Annotated in this window: 10 protein-coding genes; 3 read left to right on the forward strand and 7 right to left on the reverse strand. The window is 72.7% G+C overall.

What is annotated here, in order from left to right; translation table 11 throughout:
- Window positions 1–5: 5 nt before the first annotated feature.
- Window positions 6–2375 (reverse strand): ATP-dependent zinc metalloprotease FtsH, encoded by a 2370-nt coding sequence (gene ftsH, locus ABD223_RS02250; RefSeq protein WP_344034116.1) that lies wholly within the window; start codon window positions 2373–2375, stop codon window positions 6–8.
- Window positions 2376–2807: 432 nt separating this feature from the next.
- Between ftsH and ABD223_RS02255 the strand changes: the two genes are divergently transcribed.
- Window positions 2808–4508 carry a substrate-binding domain-containing protein gene (locus ABD223_RS02255; RefSeq protein ID WP_344034117.1) on the forward strand — a complete coding sequence of 567 codons (1701 nt, stop codon included), beginning with the start codon at window positions 2808–2810 and terminating at the stop codon, window positions 4506–4508.
- Window positions 4509–4569: 61 nt separating this feature from the next.
- Here the strand turns inward: ABD223_RS02255 and hpt are convergent, their stop codons facing one another.
- From hpt to dacB, 4 genes are read right to left on the reverse strand one after another with little or no spacing between them, the layout of a single operon-like run.
- The gene (hpt, locus tag ABD223_RS02260; RefSeq protein WP_344034717.1) at window positions 4570–5121 is read right to left on the reverse strand and encodes a hypoxanthine phosphoribosyltransferase; all 552 of its coding nucleotides are present in this window, start codon (window positions 5119–5121) and stop codon (window positions 4570–4572) included.
- Between the two features lie 17 nt (window positions 5122–5138).
- Window positions 5139–6050 carry a tRNA lysidine(34) synthetase TilS gene (gene tilS, locus ABD223_RS02265; RefSeq protein ID WP_344034118.1) on the reverse strand — a complete coding sequence of 304 codons (912 nt, stop codon included), beginning with the start codon at window positions 6048–6050 and terminating at the stop codon, window positions 5139–5141.
- Between the two features lie 10 nt (window positions 6051–6060).
- Window positions 6061–7104 (reverse strand): zinc-dependent metalloprotease, encoded by a 1044-nt coding sequence (locus tag ABD223_RS02270; protein WP_380646310.1) that lies wholly within the window; start codon window positions 7102–7104, stop codon window positions 6061–6063.
- A gap of 47 nt (window positions 7105–7151) precedes the next feature.
- Window positions 7152–8774 (reverse strand): D-alanyl-D-alanine carboxypeptidase/D-alanyl-D-alanine endopeptidase, encoded by a 1623-nt coding sequence (dacB, locus tag ABD223_RS02275; RefSeq protein ID WP_344034119.1) that lies wholly within the window; start codon window positions 8772–8774, stop codon window positions 7152–7154.
- Between the two features lie 115 nt (window positions 8775–8889).
- Here dacB and ABD223_RS02280 point away from each other — a divergent pair, with 115 nt between their 5' ends.
- Window positions 8890–9393, forward strand: a complete 504-nt coding sequence (locus ABD223_RS02280; RefSeq protein ID WP_344034120.1) for an inorganic diphosphatase — start codon at window positions 8890–8892, stop codon at window positions 9391–9393.
- 66 nt (window positions 9394–9459) lie between these two features.
- Here the strand turns inward: ABD223_RS02280 and ABD223_RS02285 are convergent, their stop codons facing one another.
- A complete protein-coding gene (locus ABD223_RS02285) occupies window positions 9460–11130 on the reverse strand; it encodes an MDR family MFS transporter (protein ID WP_344034121.1) in 1671 nt (556 codons plus the stop codon).
- Between the two features lie 2 nt (window positions 11131–11132).
- A complete protein-coding gene (locus ABD223_RS02290; RefSeq protein WP_344034122.1) occupies window positions 11133–11636 on the reverse strand; it encodes a MarR family winged helix-turn-helix transcriptional regulator in 504 nt (167 codons plus the stop codon).
- 140 nt (window positions 11637–11776) lie between these two features.
- On the opposite strand from ABD223_RS02290, the gene ABD223_RS02295 reads away from it, so the two are divergent.
- Window positions 11777–12229, forward strand: coding sequence for a DUF4442 domain-containing protein (locus ABD223_RS02295; protein WP_344034123.1), 453 nt, complete (start codon window positions 11777–11779; stop codon window positions 12227–12229).
- Window positions 12230–12231: the final 2 nt, after the last annotated feature.

The raw sequence follows: 12231 nt of genomic DNA on the forward strand, positions 1-12231 counted from the left end.
CTCGGTCACGTGCGGTTGTCCGGATCCGTCTCGAAGTTCCGCTTGCCGGCCTCGGCGTCCTGCGGCTGCTCCGGCTGGGGCTGCCACGGCGGCTGGGCCACCCCGCCACCCGGCGCGGTCGCCGGGGTCCACCCGGGCGGCGCGCCGTAGTTCGGCGGGACGGCCGACGGCGCGTGCGGCGGCTGGGGCTGGGGCTGCTGCCCCCCGTACGGCTGGGGCTGCGGCTGCTGCCCACCGTACGGCTGGCCCTGGTACTGCTGGCCGCCGTACGACTGGCCGCCGTACTGCTGGCCGGGCTGCGCCGGCTGCTGGTGCGGCTGCGGGTACTGCGCGCCGTTGCTGCCGTTCGGGCCGTTGGGCCCGTTCGGGTTGACCGGCGGCGCGGGCGTCGGGTCCGGCGCGGAGGGCTCCGCGTCGAGCACGTCCTCGATCGCGGGCGGCCACGGCTCGCCGCGCTCCTTGGCCAGTTCCGCCGGGGTCTTGACCGGCGGCTTGTCCGACGGGGTGCGGTTGCCGAACTCGTTGAACTTGGTGATCCGGGGCCGCTTCTCGACCGAGGCGAAGACCCGCTCCAGGTCCTTCTGGTGCAGGGTCTCCTTCTCGATCAGCTCCAGGGTCAGCGCGTCGAGCACGTCGCGGTAGGTGTTGAGCACCTCGTACGCCTCGGTGTGCGCGGCCTCGATCAGCTCGCGCACCTCCTCGTCGATCTCGTGCGCGACCTCCAGCGAGTAGTCGGCCTGCCTGCCCGCGGTGCGGCCGAGGAACGGCTCGCCGCCCTCCTGGCCGTACTTGACCGCGCCCAGCCGGGCGGACATGCCGTACTCGGTGACCATCGCGCGGGCGATCTTGGTCGCCTGCTCGATGTCGTTGGACGCGCCCGTGGTCGGCTCGTGGAAGACCAGCTCCTCGGCGGAGCGGCCACCCAGCGCGAACACCAGCCGGGCGATCATCTCCGACCTGGTCATCAGGTCCTTGTCCTCCTCGGGGACGGACAGGGTGTGACCACCCGTCCGGCCGCGGGCCAGGATCGTGACCTTGTAGACCGGGTCGATGTCCGGCATCGCCCACGCGGCCAGGGCGTGCCCGGCCTCGTGGTAGGCGGTGATCTTCTTCTCCTTCTCGGAGATGATCCGGCTCTTGCGGGCCGGACCGCCGATCACGCGGTCGACCGACTCCTCCAGGGCGGCGTTGGTGATGACGGTGCCGTTCTGGCGGGCGGTCAGCAGGGCGGCCTCGTTGATCACGTTGGCCAGGTCGGCGCCGGAGAACCCGACGGTGCGCTTGGCCAGGCCGTCCATCTCGGCGTCCGGGGCCAGCGGCTTGCCCTTGGAGTGCACGCGCAGGATCTGCTTGCGACCCTTGAGGTCGGGCACGGACACCGGGATCTGCCGGTCGAAGCGGCCCGGCCGCAGCAGCGCCGGGTCGAGGATGTCCGGCCGGTTGGTCGCCGCGATCAGGATGATGCCGCCGCGGGAGTCGAAGCCGTCCATCTCGACGAGCAGCTGGTTCAGCGTCTGCTCGCGCTCGTCGTGGCCGCCGCCCATGCCGGCGCCGCGGTGGCGACCCACCGCGTCGATCTCGTCCACGAAGATGATGCAGGGCGCGTTCTGCTTGGCCTGCTCGAACAGGTCGCGCACGCGCGAGGCGCCGACGCCGACGAACATCTCGACGAAGTCGGAGCCGGAGATCGAGTAGAACGGCACCCCGGCCTCGCCGGCCACGGCGCGCGCGAGCAGCGTCTTGCCGGTGCCGGGCGGCCCGTAGAGCAGCACGCCCTTGGGGATCTTGGCGCCCAGGGCCTGGTAGCGGCCCGGGTTCTGGAGGAAGTCCTTGATCTCGTAGAGCTCCTCGACCGCCTCCTCGGCGCCCGCCACGTCGGCGAACGTCGTCTTGGGCATGTCCTTGGAGAGCTGCTTGGCCTTGGACTTGCCGAAGTTGAGGACGCGGTTGCCGCCGCCCTGGGCGTTGTTCATCATCCACATCAGCAGGAGCAGCAGCAGGCCCAGCGGGACCAGGTACAGCAGCATCTGCATCAGGAACGAGTCCTGGGTGACCTTGGTCTCCAGGACGGGGTCGTTGGGCGCCTCGTCGAGGATGGTGAAGATCTCGTCCGTGGAGCTCGCCGGGAACTGCGCCCGCACGCGGTTGCTGCCCTCGACGGTCACCCCGTCGTTGAGGGTGAGCTTGAGCAGCTGCTCCTTGTCCTCGATCGTGGCTTCCTTGACCTGGCCGTCCCTGATCTGTTGCAGTGCCTGGGACGTCTTGATCGGGGTGTAGCCCCGGTTGTCGTCGAAGAGCACGTTGAAGGCGTAGAAGAGCAGCAACACCGCCACGATCCACAGCAGCGGGTTGCGAAGCAGGCGCTTGCGGTCCATGCACTTACGGCCGGCGGGCGGCCTCGACCCTCCCTGACTTGTCGACGGGCGCGGACGGGCACACCCGTCCGACCAGCCTACCGCCCGTGCTCGGGCGGAGTGCTCCGCGTGCGGGACCCGTCGTGTCTTGCCGGACCAACGGGCGGGGGCCGCCCGGTGTTCCCGGCCCGGGATACCCGGTGACCGCGGACACGGATCGCAGGTCGAACCGGTTCAGCCGGGAGGGGCGCCGGGGGTGAACCGGTTCGGGTCCGGGTCCGTAACACTCACCGGGGGTGGTGCGTTACCAGCAGGTAGCGAGGACATGAGCAGCACTCGGGTGACATGGGACACGAGAGGTTGTCATGTGAGCAACGCGTGTCATCCTCGGCAACTACCGCCAGTTCCCTGTAGCGCCCAACCGGGTGAACACCGAGCGAAGGTGTGAACAACATGCCAGCGCGCAACCGAGCGACCCCCGGTCGCCTCCGCCGCGTCGCCCTGCCGGTCGGCGCGCTGCTCGGCGTCGTGGCGGCCGCCGGCGCGGCCGTCGTGGCGATCCAGGCCACCAGCGGTCCCGAGTGCCGGGGCACCCTCCCGCTCAAGGTCGCGGTCACGCCCGCGGTCGAGGAGGTCGTCCGGGGCGCCGCCGACGACTACCTGGCCACCCAGCCCGTGGTGGACGGCAAGTGCGTCCAGGTGCAGGTGGAGGCGCGCGGCGCGGCCGACGTGGCCAAGGAGCTGCCCACCGCCCAGATCAACCCGCCCGCGCTGTGGGTGCCGGACTCGTCCATGTGGGCGGCGGAGACCCAGCGGCAGGCCGGCGACCAGGGCGTGGACGCGCCGCGGCTGGAGGTCCGCGACCCGCTGGCCACCTCGCCGCTGGTGATCGCGGGCTCCGAGCGGGCGATGGCCTCGCTCGGCTGGCCCGTCACCCCCGTGAGCTGGGCGCGGGTCGTCGACCCGAAGGTGACGGTGACGCTGAGCGACCCGACCACGTCCACCGAGGGCCTGGCCACGCTGGCGGTCGTGCGCTCGCAGCTCGGCAACCCCGACGGCACGCCCAAGCCCGAGCTGATCGGCGCCCTGCTGCGGGTCGGCCGGGACGCGCTGCCGTCCGTGCGCGACGCGTTCGGCAAGGTCGTGCAGGGCGCCGAGGACGCGCCGGTGTTCACCGCCTCCGAGCAGTCCGTGCTCGACGCCAACCGGGCCGCCGGCACGCGCCGGGTCGTCGCCTCCTACCCCGCGGAGGGCACGGTCGCGTTCGACTTCCCGGTGGTGCGGGTGAGCCGGGTCGGCGAACCGGCGGGCACCGCGGCCGCCGCGGACGGCTTCGAGGAGGCGCTGCGCGCCGGCGGCACCGCCCGGCGGTTCGCCGAGCAGGGCTTCCGCACCCCCGGCGGCGAGGCGCCCGACGGCTGGACCAACGAGGTCGACGGCGTCCGCGGCGACGACGTGGCCACGCTGGGCACGCCGTCACCCGACGAGGTCTCCGAGCTGCTGCGCACCTGGGGCGCGGTCAGCCTCGACACGCGGCTGCTGGCCGTGCTGGACGTGTCCGGCTCCATGGCCGAGACCACGAGCAACGGCCAGACCAGGGTCGACGCGGCCAAGGAGGCCGCGCTGACCGCCCTGGGCATGCTGCCGGACACCTCGGAGATCGGCCTGTGGGCGTTCTCGACGAACAAGAAGCCGCCGAACGACTGGATCGAGCTGGTGCCGATCGGGCCGCTGGGCGAGCCGATCGCGGGCGCGCCGCGGCGCGTGCAGCTCCAGAAGGGCGCGGGCGGCCTGCCCGCGCTGGTCGGCGGCGGCACCGCGCTGAACGACACGGTGCTGGCCGCGTTCCGCCACGTGCAGCGGACCTACGACCCGTCGATGATCAACTCGGTCACGCTGATGACCGACGGCAGCAACGACGACATCTCCAGCATCGACCTGCCCTCGCTGCTGACCGCGCTGCGCGAGGAAGCCGACCCGGCCCGGCCCGTGCCGATGATGATGGTGGGCCTGGGGCAGGACGCCGACATGGACGCGCTCAAGCAGATCGCCGAGGCCACCGGCGGCAAGGCCTACCAGGCCATGGAGCCGGAGGACATCCGCGGCGTGCTGCTGGACGCCATCTCACAACGCCGCTGCCGGCCGAATTGCTGATACCGGCCCGCCGAGGCCGACTTCCCGGCGGCCGAGCCGCCGCGACGGAGGAGCGGCAGTTCTACGCTGAGTAAACCTTCGGGTCCAGCGTGCCGATGTACGGCAGGTCGCGGTAGCGCTCGGCGTAGTCCAGGCCGTAGCCGACCACGAACTCGTTGGGGATCTCGAAGCCCACGTACTTCACCGGCACCTCGACCTTGACCGCGTCCGGCTTGCGCAGCAGCGTGCACACCTCCAGCGACCGCGGCTTGCGCGACGCCAGGTTCTTGAGCAGCCACGACAGGGTCAGGCCGGAGTCGATGATGTCCTCGACGATGACCACGTCGCGGTCGGCGATGTCGCGGTCGAGGTCCTTGAGGATGCGCACCACGCCGGAGGACGAGGTCGACGAGCCGTAGGAGCTCACCGCCATGAACTCCAGCTGCACCGGCACCGGCAGGGCCCGCGCCAGGTCGGTCATGAACATGACCGCGCCCTTGAGCACGGTGATCAGGACCAGGTCGTGCTCGCGGTCGGCGGGGTAGTCGGCGGCGACCTTGTTGGCCAGCTCGGCCACCTTGTCGCTGATCTCCTGCTCGGTGATGAGGACGGAGCTGATGTCGCCGTCGTACACGGACGGTTCCCCTTTGGTCATGCCTGCACTGGTTCCACGTCCAGCCTGCCATGCGCGCGCCGCGCCACAAAGCCGCCCGGCAACCACACCCCGCCCTGACCTCGCCAGTCCCCCACAAGGGCGTCCACCCTCCGGAGGTGCGAGTCGGACAACTCGGGCACGTCCTGCTGGAGCAGCCACCGCCGCAGCACGCGCCGGCGCAGGGCGGCGGGCAGGGGCTCGATCTCGGCCACGGCGCAGCAGTCGCCGTCGAACGCCTCGGCCAGCTCGTCCAGGGCGTCGTTGTCCTCCCGCAGCTGGGCGGCGGTGCGGGCGAGGGCGTCCGCGACACCGCCCTGGAGCACGTCCTCCAGCAGCGGCAGCACCTCCCGGCGCAGCCGGACCCTGGTGTAGCGGGGGTCCTCGTTGTGCGGGTCCTGCCACGGGACGAGGCCCAGCTCGGCGCAGGCGGCGGCGGTGGTGGCCCTGGGCACGCCCAGCAGCGGGCGGCCCCACGGCGGGTCGTGCGGGCGCATCCCGGCGATGCTGCGCGGCCCCGAGCCGCGGCCGAGGCCGAGCAGCACGGTCTCGGCCTGGTCGTCCCGGGTGTGGCCGAGCAGCACCAGCCCGCGCCCCGGTCTCAGCGCCGCGTACCTGGCCCGCCGGGCGGCGGCCTCAGGACCACCCGGACCGGTGACCTCGACCCGGCGCACCTCGGCGTCCAGGCCCAGGTCGCGGCAGGTCCGCGCGGCGTCGTCGGCGACCCGCGCCGAGCCGTCCTGGAGGCCGTGGTCGACCACGACCGCCCGTGCCGCGGTCAGCCGCGCGGTGACGGCGGCCAGCGCGAGCGAGTCCGCGCCGCCGCTCACCGCCACGGTGACCGCCTCCGGGCGGTGCTCGTCCAGGAACCTCCGCACGGCCACGCGCACCTCGGCCAGCGGGCCGTTCACGGCACGCGCCTCACGGCTGGACGCGGCGCAGCCAGGAGGCCGGGTCGGCGATCTCGGCGCGCGTCGGCAGGGTCTCCGGGCCGGTCCAGACGGTGTTGAAGCGCTCCATGCCGACCGCGTCGACCACGTGCCCGGTGAACGCCGCGCCCTCGGCGTACTGCCGGACCTTGGCCTCGACGCCGAGCAGCGTGCGCAGCACCCGGTCGAGCAAGCCGCCGCCCTTGCGGCGGGCGGTGAAGCGCTCGCGGATGACGCGGACCGACGGCACCACGTCCGGGCCGACGGCGTCCATCACGTGGTCGGCGTGCCCCTCCAGCAGCGTGGACAGGGCGAGCAGCCGGTCCAGCACGTCCCGCTGGGCGGGGGTCTGGAGCAGGTCGACCACGCCGCCCGCCTCGCGCAGCCGCTTGGGCAGGTCGCGCAGGCGCGGCGAGGAGCCCTCGTCCATGGTGCCGAGCAGGGTCTCCACCAGGCCCGAGAAGTGCTCGGCGAGCCACGGCACGGCGGTGAACTGGAGCCGGTGGGTGCCCTCGTGCAGGCACACCCACATGCTGAACTCCTCGCCGGGCACGTCCAGGGACCGCTGGGCGCCGACGATGTTGGGCGCCACGAGCAGCAGCCTGCCGCCGTCGGAGAACGGGTCGTACTGGCCGAGCACCCGGCCGCTGAGGAACGCGACGACCACGCCCGCCTGCACGCCCGCCGTGCCCGCCAGGACACCGCCGAGCGCGCCGGACTGCCGGGGCAGCGCGCCGTCGGTCAGCGCGGCGAGGCCCTGCACGGCGGCCCGCACCCAGCCGGGCCGGTCCACGACCTCGCCGGGCTTGAGCGGCAGGCCGTGCCCGAGGCCGGTCAGCTCGCGCACGTGCGCCTCGGCGTCGACGGCCAGCTCGCGCAGCCGGTGCACGGCCACGTCGGCCTCGGCCCTGGGCACCACCGGCCCGGGGCTGAGGAGCTTGGTCGCGGTGGTGACGGCCAGGTCCCAGTCGACCGTGGTCCGGTTGCCTGGGGCCTGCCCGCTCGGGGCGCTGCGGTCCTGCGTCGCCGGGTTCACCCCGTTGACGCTACCGGCGCGGACCCGGTCGGGCGACACTCCCGCGCCTAGCAGCCGCAGGTGCGCAGGGCCGCCGCCATCTGGTCCAGCGCGCCGCGCACCTTCGTCGTGTCGTCGCCGCTGAGCGACATGAACGCGAACACCAGCAGCCGCCCGTCGGTGTCCAGCACCACGCCGGCCAGGGAGTTCACGCTGGTCAGCGTGCCGGTCTTGGCGCGGACCCAGCCGCGTCCCCCGGTGCCGCGCTCGGCGAACCGGCCGGCCAGGGTGCCGCTGCCGCCCGCCACCGGCAGCGCGGTCAGCAGCGGCCGCAGCTCCGCGGTCTTCGGGTCGGCGGTGTCGGGCCCGGCCGCCGCGGCGAGGATGTCCGCGAGCAGCCGCGAGGGCAGCTTGTTGTTCGGCGACAGCCCGCTGCCGTCCTCGAACGCGGCCCCGGTGAGGTCGAACCCGTTCTCGGTGAGCACGTCCCGCACCGCCTGCGCGCCGCCCGCGAACGACGGCTCCGCGCCGCGGACGATCGCCACCTCGCGGGACAGCGTCTCGCCGAGCACGTTGTCGGACAGCTGCATCATGTTCTCGACCAGCTGCCCCACCGGCACGGACTTGACCTCGCCGAGCACCTCGGCGCCCTCCGGCGCGGCGCCGGCGGCGACCGACGTCACGCCCAGCCGCTGCGCGAGCGCGGCCGCGGTGTCGGCGGCCGGGGTCCCGGTGCGCCGGACGTCGGCCATCCGCGGGTCGCTGCGGCCGCCGCTGAGCATCAGCGGCTGGATCGGCGAGACGTAGCCGTCGGGCACGTCGGCGGGGGCCCAGCCGGGCGCCAGCCCCGGACCGGTGTACCGCGACGCGTCGTAGAGCACCCGGGTGACCGGTCCGGTCGCCCGCACCTGGGCGACGAGGTCGTCGAGGGTCGGCGCGCCGGGGTAGACCGTGGCCTCGCCCGCGGGCAGCGGCGACAGCGTCGGGTCGCCGCCGCCGACCAGCACCACCGTGCCGGGCTCGGCGCCCCGCACGACCTTGGTCGACAGCTGGGCCGCGTGGTCGAGGCCGAGCAGCGCGGCCGCGGCGACCAGGACCTTCGTGGTGGACGCCGGGGTCGCCGGCGTGGTCTCGCCCTGGTTCCACAGCACCTGGCCGCTCGCCGGGTCGATCACCGTGCCCGTCAGGGGGGTCAGCAGCTCGTCGGCCATCGGCCCGGCCAGCACGGATTGCACGCCCGCCGGGGTGGGCCGCGCGCCGCCGGGGCCCACGCCCTTGACCGCGAGCGTCACCGGCGCGGGCGGCGGCGCCGCCGCGGTGGTCGCGGCGGGCGTCCGGTCGAACCACCCGCGCTGCGCGCCCACCACCGCCGTGCCGGCCAGCGCGAGCACGAGCAGCACGGCCGCGGCGATCAGGACCGGGCGCTTGCGGCGCCGGGCGGTCGGGGCTTCCCCTTCACTTTCCGTGATCGGTTCAGGGACCGGTTCAGGTTCCGACTTGATCTCGTTCGCGGGCCGCGCCGGGGGCGGCGAGGGTGGCGCGGCGGGCTCGGGCGCGGGCGGGCGGCGTTCCGGGGGCACCGGGGCCGGGATCCGGACCGTGGGCGGGTCCGGCCGCCTGACCTGCACCGTCGGCGGCTCGTGGTTGCTGTCGTCGCCGTCGACGGTCGGCCAGGACGGCTCGTTGGGCAACGCGATCCTCCGCGGTCGAGTACGGGCAACGTCACACCCTCGGCTCAGGGTTGACGAGACGGCGTAGTCCACACTAGTGGCGTAACGAACGGCGAGAACGAGCGAGGACCGCGCAGTGGAGTTCGACGTCACCATCGAGATCCCCAAGGGGGTCCGCAACAAGTACGAGATGGACCACAAGACGGGGCGAATCCGGCTGGACCGCACCCTGTTCACGGCCACTCAGTACCCGGCGGACTACGGGTTCGTCGACGACACGCTCGGTGAGGACGGCGACCCCCTCGACGCCCTCGTCCTGGTCCAGGAGCCGACGTTCCCCGGCTGCCTCATCCGCGCGCGCGCCATCGGCATGTTCCGGATGACCGACGAGAAGGGCGGCGACGACAAGCTGCTCTGCGTGCCGGCGGAGGACCCGCGCAGCGAGCACCTGCGCGACATCCACCACCTGAGCGAGTTCTACCGGCTGGAGATCCAGCACTTCTTCGAGGTCTACAAGGACCTGGAGCCGGGCAAGAGCGTCGAGGGCGCCACCTGGGTGGGCCGGACCGAGGCCGAGGCCGAGATCGTCCGCTCCTACCAGCGCCTCAAGGACGCCGTGGCGCGCGGCGAGGAGCACTGAGCGCGTGGACGACGAGGAGGAGGCCCGCCCCCGTGATCGGGGGGCGGGCCTCCTTCCGCTCCGGCGTCAGTGCATCGCGATCGGGGCGGGCTCGTCGGGCGACTCGGCGTCCTTCACCCGCTCCAGGCCGGAGCGCGTGGACAGCGGCACCTCGCGCAGGAACCACACGATCACGAAGCCGACCAGGGTGACCACCGAGCCGACCAGGAACACCAGGTCGATCGAGCCGGAGAACCCGTCGAGGAACGGCCGGGCGAGCACCGGGTCGAGCCCGTTGAGGAACTCGGTGTTGTCCAGGTCGAACCCCTGGCCGCCCTGGAGCGCGCCGGCGAACTCGCGGTTCTCCGGGCGGGCCAGCGCCGCCTGGAAGTCCGGCGAGCCGAACGCCGAGCGCAGCGACTCGCCGATCTTGTCGCCGACCGTGCTGAACAGGATCGACAGGAACACCGCGGTGCCGACCGTGCCGCCGATCTGCCGGAAGAACGTGGCCGAGGCGGTCGCCACGCCCATGTCCCGCGGCTCGGCGTCGTTCTGGATGGCCACCAGCAGGGTCTGCATGTTCAGGCCCAGGCCGATGCCCAGGAAGAACATCAGCGCCAGCGGCTGGTACATCGGGGTGTCCGGGCCGACGAAGCTGAACAGGAACAGCATCACCGTCATCACGCCGAACCCGACCACCGGGAACACCTTGTAGCGGCCGGTCCTGGAGGTGATGCTGCCGCTGGTGCCCGCCGCGGTCATGATGCCGATGGTCAGCGGCACCATCATCAGGCCCGACTCGGTGGCCGAGTAGCCCTTCACGATCTGGAGGTACAGCGGCAGCGAGACCATGCCGCCGAACATCCCCAGGCCGAGCACGAAGTTGACCGCGTTGCCCAGCGCGAACGTCTGCTTGCGGAACAGCCGCAGCGGCAGCAGCGCCTCGTCGCCCATGCGCTTCTCGGCGAGGACGAACCCGATCAGGCCGAGCACGCCGACCACGCACAGGGCGATCGAGGTGGTCGACGCCCAGCCCCACTCGCGCCCCTGCTCGGCCACGATCAGCAGCGGCACCAGGCCCACGGTGAGCAGGGCCGCGCCGGCGAAGTCGATCCGGTGGTTCACCCGCTGGTGCGGGATGTTCAGCACCTTGGCCACGACGACCAGCGCGACCAGCGCGATCGGCACGTTGATCAGGAACACCCAGCGCCAGCCGGCCGTGCCCAGGAACGTCTCCAGGCCCGCGAACAGGCCGCCGACGACCGGGCCGGCCACGCTGGAGACGCCGAACACGGCCATGAAGTAGCCCATGTAGCGGCTGCGCTCGCGCGGCGAGGTGATGTCCGCCATGATCGCCATGGCCAGCGACATCAGGCCGCCCGCGCCCAGGCCCTGGACCGCGCGGAACGCGGCCAGCTCGTACATCGAGCCCGCGATGCCCGACAGCAGCGAGCCCGCGAGGAACAGCGAGATCGCGGTCAGGTACAGCGGCTTGCGGCCGTAGATGTCGGACAGCTTGCCGTACAGCGGCGTCGAGATCGTCGCGGTGATCAGGTAGGCCGTGGTCGCCCACGCCTGGAGGGTCTGGCCGTGCAGCTCGTCCGCGATGGTCTTCATGGCGGTGGCCACGATCATCTGGTCCAGCGCGGCCAGGAACAGCCCCAGCAGCAGGCCCGACAGGATGGTCAGGATCTGCCGGTGGGTGAGCAGCGCGGCGCCGGGTGGCGGCGCGTCCGCTCGGGTTGTCGCTTCCGACATGGTCATCTCTCCCCTTCTGAGCGCGGCCCCAGCCCGCCCTCAGCGATGAAAAACGGGAGCGCTTTCTCGTAGTCCCCCACGAAGCGCTCGAAGTACTCGACGAACCGGTCCCGGTCCTCCGGGTCCCAGTCCGCGAACAGGCGGATCAGCGCCTCGTTGCGCTGCCTGCGGCGTTCGGCGACCAGCCGGGCGCCCGCCTCGGTGACGGCCAGCACGCTGGCGCGGCCGTCCTCCGGGTCGGCCCGGCGCTCGACCAGCCCCTCCCTCACCAGGGCCGCCACCTGGCGGCTGACCGTGGAGGGGTCCGAGAACACCGCTTCGGCGAGGGCGCTCGCCCGCGAGGGTCCCAGCTGGTTCAGGTTGGCCAGCAGGATGAACGCGGACTTGTCCACGCCCGACTTGCTCAGGTGGGAGGCGACGCAGGCGTGCATCTTGTTCATCCGCACCAGCGCCATGCCCAGCCGGTCGGCGCTCAGCAGGTCGTCGGCCTGCCCTTCGTCACGCACCGGGGTCACCGTCCCACACTCCGTTTGCTTGCAGCAACCAACTAGTTGCTGAGTACAAGCATGAACCTCGCGCGGGGTTCCGGCAAACGAATTGCCGGTGACGCGCGTCTCACGGGTTACTGACCGGTAATATGACGGCCATGAGCGCTGATCACTCGTTCGTCGCCGAGGCGATGAAGCAGGCGGTGCCGTGGGTGAAGACCACGGGCATCGAGTTCGTCGAGGTCGGGGGCGACCGGGTGGTGGCCGAGCTGCCCGACCGGGAGGAGCTGCGCAACCACGTCGGCGGCCCGCACGCGGCCGTGGTGTTCGGCGTCGCCGAGACCGCGTCCGGCGCGGTGGTGATGGCCGCGTTCGCGCCGCACCTGGACCGGGCCACGCCGCTGGTCGTCCGCTCCGAGATCGCCTACCGGAAGCTGGCGCTGGGCGTCCTGCGCGCCGAGGCGGTCCTGGGCAGGCCCGCCGCGGACGTGGTGGCGGAGCTGGGGGGCGGCACGCGGCCGGAGTTCCCCGTGCACGTGACGATCACCAACGCCGAGGGCGTCACGACCGGCGAGGTGACCGTCGTCTGGACGCTGCGCCCGAACCGCTGAGG

Origin of the sequence: Saccharothrix xinjiangensis (assembly GCF_039527585.1) — a bacterium.
Classification (GTDB): domain Bacteria; phylum Actinomycetota; class Actinomycetes; order Mycobacteriales; family Pseudonocardiaceae; genus Actinosynnema; species Actinosynnema xinjiangensis.